Source organism: Rhizobium sp. WYJ-E13 (assembly GCF_018987265.1).
Lineage (GTDB): Bacteria > Pseudomonadota > Alphaproteobacteria > Rhizobiales > Rhizobiaceae > Rhizobium.
On record NZ_CP076853.1, the window covers coordinates 4,309,254 to 4,325,080 of the forward strand.

At 61.4% G+C, this 15,827-nt stretch carries 16 protein-coding genes and 1 pseudogene; 8 read left to right on the forward strand and 9 right to left on the reverse strand.

Annotation, left to right across the window (positions count from 1 at the left end):
- Positions 1 to 109: 109 nt before the first annotated feature.
- Positions 110 to 1,228, reverse strand: a complete 1,119-nt coding sequence (gene dnaN / locus KQ933_RS21340; RefSeq protein WP_216756773.1) for a DNA polymerase III subunit beta — start codon at positions 1,226 to 1,228, stop codon at positions 110 to 112.
- Positions 1,229 to 1,475: 247 nt separating this feature from the next.
- Between dnaN and rsmI the strand changes: the two genes are divergently transcribed.
- The 5 genes from rsmI (at position 1,476) to KQ933_RS21365 (ending at position 6,228) form a co-directional block, all read left to right on the forward strand.
- Entirely contained in the window at positions 1,476 to 2,390 is a 915-nt protein-coding gene (gene rsmI, locus KQ933_RS21345) for a 16S rRNA (cytidine(1402)-2'-O)-methyltransferase (RefSeq protein WP_216758967.1), read from the forward strand.
- Positions 2,383 to 2,751, forward strand: a complete 369-nt coding sequence (locus KQ933_RS21350; RefSeq protein ID WP_216756774.1) for a YraN family protein — start codon at positions 2,383 to 2,385, stop codon at positions 2,749 to 2,751. The genes rsmI and KQ933_RS21350 overlap by 8 nt, the downstream gene beginning before the upstream one ends.
- A 134-nt stretch (positions 2,752 to 2,885) precedes the next feature.
- Complete coding sequence (locus KQ933_RS21355; protein ID WP_183727810.1) at positions 2,886 to 3,389, forward strand: cupin domain-containing protein; 504 nt, start codon at positions 2,886 to 2,888, stop codon at positions 3,387 to 3,389.
- 96 nt (positions 3,390 to 3,485) lie between these two features.
- Positions 3,486 to 4,433, forward strand: coding sequence for a glutathione synthase (gene gshB / locus KQ933_RS21360; RefSeq protein ID WP_216756775.1), 948 nt, complete (start codon positions 3,486 to 3,488; stop codon positions 4,431 to 4,433).
- A gap of 262 nt (positions 4,434 to 4,695) precedes the next feature.
- Positions 4,696 to 6,228, forward strand: a complete 1,533-nt coding sequence (locus tag KQ933_RS21365; protein ID WP_216756776.1) for a YifB family Mg chelatase-like AAA ATPase — start codon at positions 4,696 to 4,698, stop codon at positions 6,226 to 6,228.
- A gap of 126 nt (positions 6,229 to 6,354) precedes the next feature.
- On the opposite strand, the gene cysK is transcribed toward KQ933_RS21365, so the two are convergent.
- Positions 6,355 to 7,317: a cysteine synthase A gene (cysK, locus tag KQ933_RS21370; protein WP_216756777.1), complete on the reverse strand. Its 963-nt coding sequence runs from the start codon at positions 7,315 to 7,317 to the stop codon at positions 6,355 to 6,357.
- 143 nt (positions 7,318 to 7,460) lie between these two features.
- On the reverse strand, positions 7,461 to 8,078 hold the full coding sequence (locus KQ933_RS21375; protein WP_216756778.1) for a LysE family translocator: 618 nt from the start codon (positions 8,076 to 8,078) through the stop codon (positions 7,461 to 7,463).
- Positions 8,079 to 8,310: 232 nt separating this feature from the next.
- On the opposite strand from KQ933_RS21375, the gene KQ933_RS21380 reads away from it, so the two are divergent.
- On the forward strand, positions 8,311 to 8,829 hold the full coding sequence (locus KQ933_RS21380) for a Dps family protein (protein WP_216756779.1): 519 nt from the start codon (positions 8,311 to 8,313) through the stop codon (positions 8,827 to 8,829).
- A gap of 21 nt (positions 8,830 to 8,850) precedes the next feature.
- Here KQ933_RS21380 and KQ933_RS21385 read toward each other — a convergent pair whose 3' ends face one another.
- On the reverse strand, positions 8,851 to 9,753 hold the full coding sequence (locus KQ933_RS21385) for a DMT family transporter (RefSeq protein ID WP_216756780.1): 903 nt from the start codon (positions 9,751 to 9,753) through the stop codon (positions 8,851 to 8,853).
- Positions 9,754 to 9,863: 110 nt separating this feature from the next.
- Here KQ933_RS21385 and KQ933_RS21390 point away from each other — a divergent pair, with 110 nt between their 5' ends.
- On the forward strand, positions 9,864 to 10,328 hold the full coding sequence (locus tag KQ933_RS21390; RefSeq protein WP_216758968.1) for an Lrp/AsnC family transcriptional regulator: 465 nt from the start codon (positions 9,864 to 9,866) through the stop codon (positions 10,326 to 10,328).
- 2 nt (positions 10,329 to 10,330) lie between these two features.
- Here KQ933_RS21390 and KQ933_RS21395 read toward each other — a convergent pair whose 3' ends face one another.
- The gene (locus tag KQ933_RS21395; protein ID WP_216756781.1) at positions 10,331 to 11,224 is read right to left on the reverse strand and encodes a GNAT family N-acetyltransferase; all 894 of its coding nucleotides are present in this window, start codon (positions 11,222 to 11,224) and stop codon (positions 10,331 to 10,333) included.
- Positions 11,221 to 11,691, reverse strand: a complete 471-nt coding sequence (gene dut, locus KQ933_RS21400) for a dUTP diphosphatase (RefSeq protein WP_216756782.1) — start codon at positions 11,689 to 11,691, stop codon at positions 11,221 to 11,223. Before dut ends, KQ933_RS21395 begins: the two co-directional genes overlap by 4 nt.
- A 90-nt stretch (positions 11,692 to 11,781) precedes the next feature.
- On the opposite strand from dut, the gene KQ933_RS21405 reads away from it, so the two are divergent.
- The gene (locus KQ933_RS21405; RefSeq protein ID WP_216756783.1) at positions 11,782 to 13,365 is read left to right on the forward strand and encodes a peptide chain release factor 3; all 1,584 of its coding nucleotides are present in this window, start codon (positions 11,782 to 11,784) and stop codon (positions 13,363 to 13,365) included.
- Here KQ933_RS21405 and KQ933_RS21410 read toward each other — a convergent pair.
- From KQ933_RS21410 to otsB, 3 genes and pseudogenes are all read right to left on the reverse strand, one after another.
- Positions 13,344 to 13,547: pseudogene (locus KQ933_RS21410) on the reverse strand (LysR substrate-binding domain-containing protein); the annotation flags it as partial. The gene KQ933_RS21405 and the pseudogene KQ933_RS21410 sit on opposite strands and share 22 nt — an antisense overlap.
- Before the next feature lie 12 nt (positions 13,548 to 13,559).
- Positions 13,560 to 14,942, reverse strand: coding sequence for an alpha,alpha-trehalose-phosphate synthase (UDP-forming) (gene otsA / locus KQ933_RS21415; protein WP_216756784.1), 1,383 nt, complete (start codon positions 14,940 to 14,942; stop codon positions 13,560 to 13,562).
- A gap of 36 nt (positions 14,943 to 14,978) precedes the next feature.
- Entirely contained in the window at positions 14,979 to 15,779 is an 801-nt protein-coding gene (gene otsB, locus KQ933_RS21420) for a trehalose-phosphatase (RefSeq protein ID WP_216756785.1), read from the reverse strand.
- Positions 15,780 to 15,827: the final 48 nt, after the last annotated feature.

The following is a 15,827-nucleotide window of genomic DNA, read 5'->3' on the forward strand; positions in this document are numbered from 1 at the left end:
AATCCTCCCGTACCTGCCGTTCAACTTTCCCTTAATTGCAGGAGGGTGATGCAAAAACAAGAGGCCATGTCGCGATCAGAAAAGTTTCGACAATAAATGCGACGCGCGCTTAGACGCGCATCGGCATCAACACGTAGAGGGCGTCGTCACCGGCGGTGTCGCGCACGAGTGTCGGTGAACCGGCGTCCGCCAGCAGGAAGATCGCTTCGTCGCCGGAAAGCTGCGCGGTGATATCGAGCAGATACTTGGCGTTGAAGCCGATTTCCATCGGATCCGTATCGTAGCCGACGGCGACTTCTTCCGTAGCGCTGCCGGAATCCGGGTTGTTGACGGTGAGCAGCAGCTGACCATCGGAGAGCGCGAGCTTCACGGCGCGGCCGCGCTCGGAGGAAATCGTCGAGACGCGGTCGACGGCCTGGGCGAAGCTCGTGCAGTCGACGCGCATTTCCTTGTCGTTGTTGGTCGGGATGACGCGCTGATAGTCCGGGAAGGTGCCGTCGATCAGCTTCGAGGTCATGACGATGGAGCCGATGGTGATGCGGATCTTGGCGTCGGAGACTTCGACGGTGACGATCGCATCCGGCACATCGACGAGCTTCTGCAATTCTCCGACCGTCTTGCGCGGAATGATGATACCCGGCATGCCTTCCGAGCCGGAAGGCGCATCCACATCGGCGCGGGCCAGACGGTGGCCGTCGGTCGCGACGGCGCGGAGCTTCAGGTCGCCATTGCTTTCGATCGTGTGGAAGAAGATGCCGTTCAGATAATAGCGGGTTTCTTCGGTGGAGATCGCAAACTGTGTCCGGTCGATCAGCATCTTCAGGTCGCTTGCCTTCAGCTTGAAGGAGTGCGTGAAGGTACCGGCCGTCAGATCAGGGAAGTCGGATTCCGGCAGGCACTGCAGCGAGAACTTCGAACGGCCCGACTGGACATTCATCGAGCCCCCGTCCTGCGTGGTCGCGAGCAGGACTTCCGCGCCATCGGGAAGCTTGCGCACGATATCGTAAAGGAGATGGGCGGGAACGGTGGTGGCACCCGCCTGCTCGACATTGGCAGGCGTCGCTTCGGTAATTTCGAGATCGAGGTCGGTCGCCTTCATGTCGAGGCTCTGGCCGTCCGCCTTCAAAAGCACGTTGGACAGGATCGGGATCGTGTTGCGGCGTTCGACCACGCGATGCACGTGGTTCAGCGACTTCAAAAGGTTTGACCGCTCAATAGTAATACGCATGGGATGCTACCGCTTTCGACCTTTATTGTCCGGGCGCCTGCAAGCGCCGCGTCACTGCTTTCCCCTTTGGGAGAGGGGAGTGGACGGGCAAAATGGCAGAACTTTGCTGGCGATTGCAAGAGGTATGGCTGTCCACAGGCCTGCAAATGCCGTTTTGCAGTGCAATGCTCACAGAAATTGCGCCCCTTGTCGAAGTGACACCACTCGCCCATAAAGGGCAGAGCCCGGCGGGACGAAAGTGAGTGACATGACGGAAGAGACGACAGCGGAAACCGGCGCCCGGCGCGGCTTTCGCCTGCACAATATTGCGGTGCCGGCGCGCCCGCTCGAATCGGCTCTCTATCTCGTCGCCACACCGATCGGCAATCTCGGTGACATCACGCTGCGGGCGCTGGAAACACTCGCCGGTGCCGATGTCCTGGCCTGCGAAGATACCCGTGTTACCCGCGTTTTGCTTGATCGTTCCGGCATCCAGAATCGCCCCTTCGCCTATCATGAGCACAATGCCGATGAGGCCGGGCCGCGATTGCTGCAGGCGCTCGAAGCCGGCAAGTCGGTGGCGCTTGTCTCCGATGCCGGCACGCCGCTCGTTTCCGACCCCGGCTATCGGCTGGCGCAGCAGGCGATCGAGATGGGCTACCGCGTTATCCCCATTCCCGGTGCTTCGGCGCCACTTGCCGCCCTCGTCGGTTCAGGCCTGCCGAACGATGCCTTTCTCTTTGCCGGCTTCCTGCCGACCAAGGACAAGGCGCGCCGCGATCGGCTCGCGGAATTTGTAGCCGCACCTGCCACGTTGATTTTCTTTGAATCACCCCATCGCATTGGCGCGACGCTGCTGGCCGCTGCCGATGTGCTCGGCGCCGAACGCGAGGCGTCGGTCTGCCGCGAACTGACGAAGACCTATGAGGAATTCCGCCGTGGCACGCTTGCCGAGCTCGCAGCCCACTATGAAGAACATGACAATGTGAAGGGCGAGATCGTGCTGGTGATCGGCCCGCCGAAAAAGCGGGCCGCTACCGAAGCCGACGTCGACACGGTTCTCGCCGATCTCTCAAAAGACCTGCCGACTGCGAAGGCCGCAACCGAGGCTGCTCGCTTGACTGGTCTGCCGCGCAAGGTGCTCTACCAGAAGCTCCTCGACATGAAGGCGGAAAATGGCTGACGGCGAGGCGACGCTCCGCAGAAGAAAGGCGCTGCGCCGCGGCTGGACGGCGGAATATATTGCCGCCATTTTCCTGATGCTGAAAGGCTACCGTATTCTCGCCCTGCGGCACCGGACAAAGCTCGGCGAGATCGATATTATCGCCCGCAAGGGGGATCTGGCCGTCTTTGTCGAGGTCAAGGCGCGCGCCGACGAAATGGGCGCGGTGGATGCCGTCTCCTATGGCTCACAAAAGCGTATCCGGGCCGCAAGTGATCTCTGGCTTGCCCGTCAGCGGGACTATGCCCAGCTCTCACAGCGCTATGATATCGTTGCGATATTGCCGGGGAAGCTGCCCCGTCATTTCCCGGACGCTTTCTAGGGAGGCGCTAAATTCCGCAGGCGCCTAAAACTGGCGAACAAGCTTTCGTTAAAGTTTTAGCGTCTGCTTGAACGGGCTTTTATGACTCTTTTGCTATCCACAGCGCAGCTAGGGGTAGCAACTGGGGGTAATTCATGGCCTGGAAGATGATGCTTGCAACAGCCGCAGCGACGGCTGCGCGGTCGGTGCCTTATGCCGCGTTGAAGCCATCAGGCAAATCTTTCGTCGCGCAGGCAAGCGACCGGATGGTGCTGAAGCCGACGCCGATCAATCCGGATTGGATCATCAGCGGCAATCCGCAGGCGCGCACGGCGGAACACTCCCGCGGCCATGACGAAGCCTCGCTAACGGCGATCTGGGATTGCACATCAGGTGAATTCCGCTGGCGTTTCGGATGGGACGAGACGGTGATGATCCTCGAAGGCGAGGTGCACGTCACCACCGAAGACGGCCTAGAGCGTACACTGCAGGCGGGCGATGTCGCTTTCTTCGCCGGCGGCACCTGGGCGAACTGGCGGGTCGACAATTACGTCCGTAAGGTCGCCTTCCTGCGTAAGCCTTTCCCAAAGCCGCTCGCCATCGCCTACCGCCTGCGCAACCTCTTGCGCAACAGCGGCGGTACCGGCATCGCCGCCTGACAATAGCGCCCGCGGAAACATCCGAAGCCATTGATTGCCGTTGCGTTTGATGCCTGACCGACCTACATCTGGGCGTCATCAGCTCAAGGGACGGAAATGGCCAAGGTTAAGAACGTAGCGGTCCAGATGGACCATGTCTCCGGCATCAATATCGCAGGTGATTCCACTTTCGCCATGAGCCTCGAAGCGCAGGCGCGTGGCTACAATCTCTTCCACTACACACCCGAACGCCTGAGCTTCCGCGACGGCAAGCTCTATGCTTCCGTCGAGCCGATGGTGCTGCGCGACGTCAAGGGTGACTACTATGAGCTCGGTGCGCCCGAACGCGTCGACCTCTCGACCATGGATGTCGTTCTGCTGCGCCAGGACCCGCCCTTCGACATGGCCTACATCACCGCGACGCATCTGCTCGAACGAATCCATCCGAAGACGCTCGTCGTCAACGATCCGGCCTGGGTGCGCAACTCGCCGGAAAAGATCTTCGTCACCGAATTTTCCGACCTGATGCCGAAGACACTGATCACCAAGGATCCGGGCGAGATCCGCCGCTTCCGCGACGAGATGGGCGACATCATCCTGAAGCCGCTCTACGGCAATGGTGGCGCCGGCGTCTTCCATTCCACCAGGGATGACCGCAACCTGTCCTCACTGCTTGAAATGTTCGGCCAGCTCTTCCGCGAGCCCTTCATCGCCCAGCAATACCTGCCTGACGTGCGCAAGGGCGACAAGCGCATCATCCTCGTCAACGGCGAATTTGCCGGCGCCATCAATCGCGTCCCCGCCGAGCATGACAGCCGCTCCAATATGCATGTCGGCGGTCGCGCCGAGCCGACCGAACTGACGGCGCGCGAAAAGGAAATCTGCGAGCGCATCGGCCCCGCTTTGCGCGAACGTGGCTTCCTGCTCGTCGGCATCGATGTGATCGGTGACTACATGACCGAAATCAACGTGACCTCGCCGACCGGCATCCGCGAGGTGAAGAAGTTCGGCGGCGCCGATATCGCAAGCCTGTTATGGGATGCCATCGAGCGCAAGCGCAGCTAGGTAATTTTAGCAAAACCGTGCAGGGGTTATGCGCCCGGAGTTGTGTAGAAACAATGAGATAGAGAATTTCCGCGATTCGATGAAAATGGAAATGCGCTAAGTGTTCCGCCTTTGATCGCCTTCGTTCCGGCTTTACAACCGATCGCAATCTGATTGCAGCGGGTAGCTGAATTCGTTCGCTTATCGTTCTTGTTTTATTCCAAATTCCATGCCAGATTGTGACCGCCTTCATAGGTGGGGTGTAGAGGTTTCGGGGCAGGGCATGGTCGCACGCGTCAGCACGGTTGCGTTTCAGGGCATTGAAGGTGTGCCGGTCGAGGTCCAGGTCATGGTCGCTCCCGGCAAGATGGGAATCCAGATCGTCGGTCTGCCGGACAAGGCGGTTGCGGAAAGCCGCGAGCGGGTGCAGGCGGCCTTGCATGCCTCCGGCCTGGCGCTGCCGGCAAAACGCGTGACGGTCAATCTTGCGCCAGCCGATCTTCCCAAAGAGGGCAGCCATTTCGATTTGCCCATCGCTCTCGGCCTGATGGCCGCACTCGGTGCCATTCCGGCGGACGCTTTGTCCGACTATGTCGTTGTCGGTGAACTCAACCTCGACGGCACCATTGCCGCGATCGCCGGTGCGCTGCCGGCTGCAATCGGCGCCAATGCGACCGGAAAGGGCCTGATCTGCCCGGCTGAAAGCGGCTCGGAGGCCGCGTGGGCGGGTTCCGGGGTCGACATTCTGGCGCCGCGCAGCCTGATCGCGCTCGCCAATCATTTCCGTGGCACGCAGATACTCTCGCGTCCGGAGCCATCCATTCGCCCCAATGCAGCCAACCTTCCCGATCTCGCCGAGATCAAGGGGCAGGAAAGCGCCAAGCGGGCGCTGGAAGTGGCGGCCGCCGGCGGCCACAATCTGCTGATGGTCGGACCACCCGGCTCCGGCAAGTCGATGCTGGCGTCGAGGCTGCCCTCCATCCTGCCGCCGCTTTCGGCTGCGGAATTGCTGGAGGTCTCGATGATCCATTCCATCGCCGGCCAGCTTTCCGGCGGCAAGCTCTCGGACCGCAGGCCGTTTCGCACGCCGCACCATTCGGCGACCATGGCAGCCCTCATCGGCGGCGGCTTGCGCGCCCGGCCGGGCGAGGCTTCGCTTGCCCATCACGGCGTGCTTTTCCTCGATGAGTTTCCGGAATTTACGCCGCAGGCGCTCGATGCCCTGCGTCAGCCTCTGGAAAGCGGTGAATGCGTCATCGCACGCGCCAATCACCGGGTCTCCTATCCGGCGCGGATCCAGCTCATCGCAGCCATGAATCCCTGCCGTTGCGGCATGGCGGGCGAGCCCGGCCACACCTGTGCCCGAGGGCCGCGCTGCATGACGGATTATCAGGCCCGCATTTCCGGCCCGCTGATGGACCGCATCGATATCCGCATCGACGTACCGGCCGTTTCCGCCGCCGACCTCATCCGGCCGGCGGTGGCTGAAGCGAGTGCCGATGTCGCTCGGCGCGTTGCCCGCGCCCGTGACATCCAACGCGAACGCTATGCCGCTGCAGGTGCTACCGGTATTTCCACCAATGCCGGATGCTCCACCTCGATGATCGAGAAGTTCGCCGAGCCGGATGCGGCGGGATTGCAGTTGCTGCGCGATGCCGCCGACAAGATGAAGTTTTCGGCACGCGGCTATCACCGGGTGTTGAAGGTCGCCCGCACGCTTGCCGATCTCGACGGTGAGGAAACCGTGGGTCGGATCCATCTTGCGGAAGCGATCTCTTACCGCGTCGCCGGCGCGCGGCTGACAGCGGCGGCGTGAGGTTGGGTGATTAGTGAACGGTGATTAGTGAGTAGCGGCTCACAATCGGTGATTGGCCGGCCAAAGTGATTTGCGGCAGGCACTGAAGGCAGCCTCATTCATACTCACTACTCACGAATTCCCATCTCAGCTTCCCAACCCTTCAAACAACGCCGTCGAAAGATACCGCTCGGCAAAGGATGGGATGATGACGACGATGTTCTTGCCGGCATTTTCTGGACGGCGACCGACCTCGATTGCGGCCGTGAGCGCCGCACCTGAGGAAATACCGACGGGCACGCCTTCGAGCCTGGCGACGAGCCGCGCCAGCTGGAAGGCCTCGTCATTGCTGACCGTCACGACCTCGTCGTAGATGCTGGTATCGAGGATCTTCGGCGCGAAGCCGGCGCCGATACCCTGGATCTTGTGCGGGCCGGGCGTACCGCCTGACAGTACCGGTGAATCGCTGGGCTCGACCGCGACGACCCGGATATCCGGCTTGTGGCTCTTCAGCACTTGGCCGACGCCGGTGATCGTGCCGCCGGTGCCGATGCCGGCAACGAAGATATCGACCGTGCCATCGGTGTCGTTCCAGATTTCCTCGGCTGTCGTCTTACGGTGGATTTCCGGGTTGGCCGGGTTCTCGAACTGCTGCGGGATGACGGCATCGGGCAGCGAAGCGGCGAGTTCTTCGGCCTTGGCGATCGCCCCCTTCATGCCCTTCGGCCCCTCTGTCAGCACCAGCTCGGCACCGAGCAGCGCCAGCATCTTGCGGCGCTCGACAGACATCGTCTCCGGCATGGTGAGGATCAGCCGGTAGCCCTTGGCAGCCGCAGCGAAGGCAAGCGCGATGCCGGTATTGCCCGACGTCGGCTCGATCAGCACGGTCTTGCCGGGCGAGATCTTGCCCTGCGTTTCCAGGCTCTCGATCATGGCGACACCGATGCGGTCCTTCACCGATGCGATCGGATTGAAGAATTCCAGCTTGGCGAGGATATTGGCAACCACGCCCTTTTCCTTGGCGAGCTTGTCGAGGCGAACGAGCGGTGTGTCGCCGATTGTATCGGTGATGGAGGAATAGATGCGGCCGCGGCCCGGTTTGTGCGACATGGGTGCTCTCCCTTTGAAATCCATTCTGAAATCTGCGGAGAGAATAGGGTCAAAGTGGCGATGAGACCAGAGTGGCTTCATCCGCTGCTCGCTTGAGCCGGAGAAAAAATCCTTTGAAAACCATCCGTTGCCGAATGTTTATTTCAGGCTGCACGAGTGGCGATGAAGGCTGCCGTACCTGCCAGGATGCTGGCGGCGACGCGGTTCAGCGCCTGCAGTGCGCGTGGCCGCTTCAGCATCGTGCGGGCTCGTGATGCCAGCATCATGTAGGGAATGAGCACGATCATCAGAACCACGAAAGTGACGGCAAGCAGAATCAGATAGTCGCGCATGCCTATGCTGCCGAGATCGATCAGCGTCGGCACCAGCGCCACGTAGAACAGCATGGTCTTCGGATTGCCGAGCGTCACCAGCAGGCCGGACAGGAACGACATGCCGGCACTGCTGGATTTCTTCGCGGCGATATCCTGCGGCAGCAAGCCGGCGGTCCAAAGCTTCCAGGCGATGTACCCGAGATAGAGCGCGCCGGCGATCTTGATGACGAGGAAGATTTCGGTGAAGGCCTGCGCCACGAAGGCAAGGCCGAGGATGACAGCGGTGAGATAGGTCATGTCACCGAGCACGAGGCCGAGTCCCATGAAGAAGGTCTCGCGGAAGGTCGAGCCGAGTGCACGCGCCACGATCGCCGTGATCCCCGGGCCGGGAATGGCGGCGGCGATGAACAGGGCTCCGGCATAGGCGATCAGGACGGTAAGGCTCATCTTCGTATCCACTGGCTTGCGCTGCCTCTCTATAGGCGCGTGGGACAGGCTCCATCAATCGCCTGGCGCTGATCTGTCCATAACCATAAAGAATAGGTCGGCTGAACCATGATCTACTTGGAAACCGATCCGGCCTTGCTATTTTCCCCTTGCAAGCGGCCGCAGACACGGCCCGCCGCGGCTTCCTTCAGGCCGTCGGAGCAGAAGGTTTTCATCACCAAGGAGAGAATACATGTCGCCTACCTCAGCCGAAGCCCGCAGACGTTTGCCGCTCAAGACCCCTTCCGACCTGCCGACCAACGCGATTACCGATATCTCGGCTGCGCTGACCGCGCTGCTCGCCGATGTATTTACGCTTTATGTGAAGACCAAGAACTTCCACTGGCACATGTCCGGTCCGCATTTCCGCGATTATCATCTGCTGCTCGACGAGCAGGCAGAACAGATTTTCGACATGACGGATGAGGTTGCCGAACGCGCCCGCAAGATCGGCGGCACGACGCTGCGTTCGATCGGCCAAATCGCCCGCCAGCAGCGTATCCCGGACAATGATGCGGACTATGTCACTCCTGAGGACATGCTCTCGGAGCTGCGTGAAGACAACCTTCACCTCGTCTCCATCCTGCGTCAAGTGCATGAAGTCTGCGACGAACATAATGACGTTGCGACCGCCAGTCTGATCGAGAACTGGATCGACCAAAGCGAACGCCGCACCTGGTTCCTGTTCGAAACGACGCGCCAATCAAAGTAACGAGTAGGGCGAAGTAACAGCCTAGCTTCTTGTCGCCGGCAGGCGAACGAGCCTGCCCGGCGACCAGCCGAGATTCATACCGGCGGCGGCAAACAGAATGACCGCCGCCCCGGCGATCTGCATCGGCTGCAATGCATGGCCGAAGGCGAAGCGGTCGACCAGGATGGCGGCGACCGGATAGATGAAGGACAGAGCGCCTGTCAGATGCGTCGGCAGCTTCTGGATTGCGCCATAGAGCAGCACATACATGAGACCGGTGTGGATGACGCCGACGGTGATCAGGATCAGCCATGCTCCCATATCGACGGGCAGGTTCGTAAAATCGGTCATCGGCGCCAGCATGACGATGCCGGTCGAAACCTGGATCAGTGCGATCAGATGCGGCGGTGTACCTCGCAGCCATTTGGCGGCAAGTGCGGCCAGCGCATAGAAGAAAGCAGCACCCAGCGCCATTAGGATACCGAAACCATAGCTGCCGGAGACGGCATCGGCTTGCGGCTTCGCCTCGACGATAACAGCCATGCCGGCGAAGGAAAGACCGAGCCAGAAGAGCTTGGTGCCCGTGATTTTCTCGCCAAGAAAGAGCGCGCCGAGTGCAAGCAGCATGAAGGGCTGGGTGTTGTAGACCGTCGTCGCGATCGAGATCGAGGCGTGCGAATAGGAGGCGAACAGCAGCAGCCAGTTGGAAACGATGGCGATGCCGCCGAAGAGGGCGATGCCGAGCGAACGCAGGCTGATGACGCCGGGCCTCAGCAAGCCAAGGGCGGTGCAGATGACAAGGAGGGTCAGGGCGCCGAAAAAGCAGCGCCAGAAGACGACGCCGCTGACGGGTTGGCCGGACATGACGACGAACCATCCGATCGTTCCCGAGATCAGCATCGCTGCCGTCATCTCCGCTGTGCCTCTTCTGATATCGCCTTGCATCGCCATCTCCGTTCGTTAGCGGAAATTGTATTGCGGCATCGCAGCATTTTCTATAAGATAAGAAAGGGAAAGGCTGGATAAACCTAATCTTGTTAGGAGTTTTTGCCATGTTGGCTAACGAGATGCAGGCAGTCGACGATATTGACCGCGCAATGATAGAGGCGCTGGCAGGAAATTCGCGTATTTCTCTAAAAGAGCTCGCTCAGGCTGTAGGCCTTTCTTCGCCGAGCGCAGCGGAGCGCCTGCGGCGGCTCGAGGAACGTGGGGTCGTGACGCTTTTCACCATCCATCTCGATCCGGCGGCGATTGGCTATCCCCTTCAAGCCATTGTGCGAGTGCGCCCCCTGCCCGGCCAGCTCCACATCGTCGAGCGCATCATCCAGGACACGCCCGAATTCATTGAATGCGACAAGGTCACGGGAGACGATTGTTTCATTGCCCGCCTCGTCGTCCGCTCTATGGGGGAGCTCGACAGCATTCTCGACAAGGTGGCCGAGCGGGCGGAAACCAATACGTCGATGATCAAGTCCTCGCCGGTCAAGCGCCGGCTTCCCCCGCTGATACGGAAAAAATAGCCTCAGAAATCCGCCATTGGCGAGAGCATTGCGGGGTGATCGAGGCTCACCTCTTCCATCCCGCGCAGCATCAGCCGCGTTCCACCTTCGTAAGGCAATGCCTTGCCGGACCAGCCGAGCCTGTCCGGACGAAAGAGCGTTTCGACTGTCGTTGCCTCTACGCCGAGACCGGCAAGGATTGCGGCAAGCGGAGGAATTTCAGTCGCAATCACATCGAGAAGAACGAAGTGACCGGCTGCGGGCATCTTCCAGGCGATGACGGCCTTGCTCTCTTCCAGATAGCTGAGGCGGACATCGGGATCGAACTGCGTGTTGATGAGGAACATCGCCGGGCTGCTGGCGACGGCGAGCGTCTCCGAAATCGGCTTGCGGTTCGCCAGCAAGTCCTGAAGCAGAGCAAGATCACCGGCATCGCGCGGCTGCAGCGATCGCGATGCTGCGGAGCCTGCAGGGGCGGGTGCAGGGCCGGCATATTTATGAAGAGGCAGCGAACGGAAACCGTAGGGCTCGTAGAGATCAGGCTTGTCCGTATAGAGGATGACCGCTTCGAAGCCCTGCGCCTCGCACCAGCCCAGAGCCTTGTGCGTCACATCGCGGTACAGGCCGCGGCCACGCCACGGCGGACGGACCGCGCCAGATTGAAGTCCGGCCGCGTTGACCAACCTGCCATTGAGGACGAAAGGCATGGCGAAAGCCGAGAGATTGGCGGCAAGCACGCCTCCCTCGGTAAACCAGCCGAAGGGCATGCTGGTCGGATCCGCGCCGCCGAGTTCGCGCAGCGGATCGATATCGATGCCGAATGTATCGTCGAGGAGGGAGACGAGAGCGGCCCAGCCCGCCGGATCGCTGAAATAGTCCTGTCGGAATCTGAGGCCGGTCGTCTCAGTGGCGCTCATACGCCTGTCGAGCCGAAGCCGCCGGCGCCGCGCGCGGTTTCGGTCGCCTCGGAGACTTCGGCGATGCGAGCCTGGATGAACGGCGCAATTACCATCTGCGCGATGCGCATGCCGCGCGTGATGGTGAAATCCTCCTCGCCATGATTGACGAGAATGACCTTCACTTCGCCGCGATAATCGCTGTCGACCGTGCCGGGTGCATTGAGGCAGGTGACGCCGTTCTTGGCCGCGAGGCCGGAACGCGGGCAAACCTGGCCCTCGAAACCTTCAGGGATTTCGAAGACGAAGCCGGTCGGAACGAGCGCGCGTTTGCCGGGCGCCAGCACCAGCGGCTTGTCCTCGTCGATGGCCGCGCGCAGGTCCATGCCGGCTGCACCGCGCGTTTCATAGGCGGGCAGATCGAGGCCCTGGCCGTTCGGCAAACGGATCAGATTGAGGGTTGGGCGAGTATCGGTGTGAAGGATCATGCGGCATTACTTCGCGCCTCGTGTCGCAAGGTCAATTGCAATGGCGCGCTTTAATCGCTAGATACGCGGCAATTCCACAGGATTCACACTATGGCCGAAAGTCTCGCCGAGGCGGTCTCCCGCCGCCGCACATTCGCTATTATCGCTCACCCGGACGCGGGCAAGACGACGCTCACCGAAAAGTTGCTGCTGTTCGGCGGCGCCATCCAGCTTGCTGGTGAAGTGAAGGCGAAGAAGGACCGCATGCAGACCCGCTCGGACTGGATGAAGATCGAGCGCGAGCGCGGAATCTCGGTCGTCACCTCGGTCATGACCTTCGAATATGAAGGTAATGTCTTCAATATTCTCGATACGCCCGGTCACGAAGACTTCGCCGACGATACCTACCGCACGCTGACGGCGGTCGACGCCGCCGTCATGGTCATCGACGCCGCCAAGGGTATCGAGCCGCGCACGTTGAAGCTCTTCGAAGTCTGCCGCATGCGCGACATTCCGATCATCACCTTCATCAACAAGATGGACCGCGAAAGCCGGGATCCCTTCGAGATCCTGGATGAGGTCGAGGAAAAGCTGGCGCTGGACACGGCCCCGGTCACCTGGCCGATCGGCCGCTCCAAGACCTTCTGCGGCTCCTATCATCTCAAGGAAAACACGGTGCGCGGCTCCGATACGGAAGTCGAGGTCACCGCCGTCAACGGTCCGCAGAGTGTCGCCGGCCGGCTGCCGGAAAACGAGCGCGATGCCTTCATCGAAGAGGTCGAGCTGGCGATCGAAGCCTGCCGTCCCTTCGACCGGAAAGCCTTCCTCGAAGGCCATATGACGCCGGTCTTCTTCGGTTCGGCGCTGCGCAATTTCGGTGTGCGCGACCTTATTAACGCGCTCGGCGAGTTCGCGCCGCCACCGCGCGACCAGACGGCCGATATCCGCACCGTGCATGCCGCCGAAGACAAGATGACGGCCTTCGTCTTCAAGATCCAGGCGAACATGGACCCCAATCATCGCGACCGTATCGCCTTTGCCCGCATCTGCTCCGGCAAGCTGGAGCGCGGCATGAAGGCGCGCCTTGCGCGCACCGGCAAGCAGCTTGGTCTCACCGCGCCGCAATTCTTCTTCGCCTCGCAGCGCCAGCTCGCCGATACGGCTTTTGCCGGTGACGTGGTCGGCATTCCGAACCACGGCACGCTGCGTATCGGCGATACGCTGACGGAAGGCGAAAGCCTGGTTTTCCAGGGCGTGCCGAACTTCTCGCCGGAAATCCTGCGCCGCGTGCGTCTGGAAGATGCCATGAAGGCCAAGAAGCTGAAGGAAGCCCTGCAGCAGATGGCTGAAGAAGGCGTGGTCCAGCTCTTCCAGCCAGAGGATGGGTCGCCCGCCATCGTCGGCGTCGTCGGCGCGCTGCAACTCGACGTGCTGAAGGAACGCCTGATGGCCGAATACGGCCTGCCGGTCTCCTTCGAAATGTCGCGCTTCTCCGTCTGCCGATGGATTTCGTCCGACCAGGCTGCCGAACTCGACAAATTCCTGACCGTCAAGCGCGGTGATATCGCCCGCGATCTGGATGGCGACCCGGTCTTTCTGGCGCAGGATGGTTTCTCGCTGCGCTACGAGGCGGAGCGCTATCCGGCGATCAAGATGGTGGCGATCAAGGAATATCACGCGGCCAAGGCCGCCTGATCACCCGCCAGCCGTTCGGCGAGGAACTCGACGAACGCCCGCACGGACGGTAATTGTCCGCGCCGATGCGGCATGAGGATCGTCGTGCTGATGCTGCCCGCCGTCCAGCCGGGCAGAAGGCGCACCAGCCGGCCATCACCCAGCGCGTCGTGGCAGACGGAGGTAGGCGGAATGGTAATGCCCTGCTGGCGCCGTCAAACTGGTGAGGCAGCCAGATCACCGAGGAAATCGTCGCACCAGCGCGAGACATCGTGCCTCAGAAGGTGGTCCATCATCCGCCGCCAGCGGTCGCGGCGCTCATCGAGCGGCATATTGAGCCCGCGCGCTAGAGCATTGGACGTGCCGACAATGTCGTAGGGATTGACGAGCAGGGCGCCGTTCAGTTCGCGCGCCGCGCCGGCAAAGCGGGAAAGAACCAGCACGCCCGGATCGTCGGGGTTTTGTGCGGCAACATATTCCTTGGCGACGAGGTTCATGCCGTCGCGCAGCGGCGTAACGAGGCCGACCTTGGCGAGCCGGTAGAGGCCGGCGAGCACCGGTCGGCTGACGGAGCGGTTGATATAGCGGATCGGCACCCAGTCGACCGTGCCGAGCGCGCCGTTGACGCGGCCGGCCTGTTCGGCGACCATCCGCTGCATCGCTTCATATTCCGGCACTTCCGAGCGGGATTTCGGGGTTATCTGCAGATAGGTCACCTTGCGCTGGTGCGCCGGATTGTTGGTGACGAAATGCTCGAACGCATCGATGCGCTGGGTGATGCCTTTTGAATAATCCAGCCGGTCCACGCCGATGATCAGGCTGCGATCCTCGATGCTATGGCGGGCCTTCAAGACCATGCTATGGCTGTCGGCTCTCTTTGCAAATTCAGCGAAGGCGGCAGTCTCGATGCCGATCGGATAGGCCCCGCCGCGGAACAGGCGCTCGCCGGCGGTAAAACGCCCTTCGCCGATCATGTCGCCCATCCCCTCGCGGCGCAGGCAGCCTGCGAAGTTTTCCAGATCGTGATCGGTCTGGAAGCCAACGACGTCATAGGCAGCAAGCCCTCTCATGATTTCCTCGTGAACGGGCATGGCAAAGAGCACGTCTGCCGGCGGCCAGGGAATGTGCAGAAAAAAACCGATCCTGTTCCTCAGCCCCATCTGCCGAAGCTCGGCGGCGAGTGGAATGAGATGATAATCGTGGACCCAGATGACGTCGTCCGGCTCGATCAACGGCGCTAGCCGATGAGCGAAGAAGCGGTTGACGCGGAAATAGCCGGCCATCTCCGTGCGCCCGTATTCCGCAAGGTCCAGCCGGTAATGACAGATCGGCCAGAGCATGCGGTTGGCGAAGCCGAAGTAATATTCGTCGACATCCTTGGATGTCAGGTCGGTGAGCGCATAAGTGATGTTGCCGCGTTCCTCGATTGAAAGCGGACCGGGTTCACTCTCGTCGCTGATCTTTCCCGACCAGCCCATCCAGATGCCGCCGCGTTTCTCAAGTGCGGCTTCCAGCGCAACGGCAAGCCCACCAGCGGACGCGGCCCCTTTTTTCTCCGGAACAGGGACGCGGTTGGAGACGACGACAAGGCGGCTCATGACAAATTCCTTTCATTAGAAATAACTGCAATTCAGTCAGCTGGCAAAATGCGCGATGATTTTACGGACCGCTTCCGCGGAAGGCAGGGTGCCGCGCGCGGCAGTCCCTGCAGATGGTGGCCCGACGCGGACGGAATATCCGCCGAGCTGGTTCGCCACGCCGAACATCGCCTCGTCTGTCAGGTCATCGCCGATGGCGATCGGATGACGGCCATTGAATGGCGGAGTTGCGAGAAAGCTCTCCAATGCATCGCCCTTGTTGGCTCTGGCCGGACGGATTTCGAGAACCATCTTGCCGCGCTGCAGCGTCCAGTCCGGTCCCGCGCGGTTCATGAAACGCTGCATCACCTCCGCAAGTTCCGCCTGCCGCGCCGGCGCAAGGCGGAAATGGGCGGCGACGGCCGCGCCCTTGTCCTCGATGAGAATGCCGGTCCAGCCTGCCGTCTCCGCCCTCAGTTCGATCTTCAGCCTCTCGAATTCGGCTGTCGGCTCCACCTTGAAGATGCTGCCGTCAGGGCCGCGGCGCTCGGCGCCATGCAGGCCGGCGATGGGAAACTGGAAGGGGGCGAAGAGGCGGTCGGCATAGGAGAGGCCTCTGCCCGTCACCAGCGCCAGTGCGCCGCCGAGCTTCTGCGACAGCGCGTCGAGCTGCGCCGGAAGCAATGGCGGCACGAATATCTCATCGGGCGTCGGCGCGAGATCGAGGAGCGTGCCGTCGATATCGAGAAAGAGGGCACCGTCTTGGAGATATGAAGAGAGCGTGGAGAGGGTTTCATCCTGCTGGGAAGCGCCGCCGCCGGATGGCGGAGCTTCTGATAGCTGATTGCGGTTTGCCATGTCCGGGAAACTAGGTCAGCCCGGCCCTCCGGCAACCCTCAACCACCT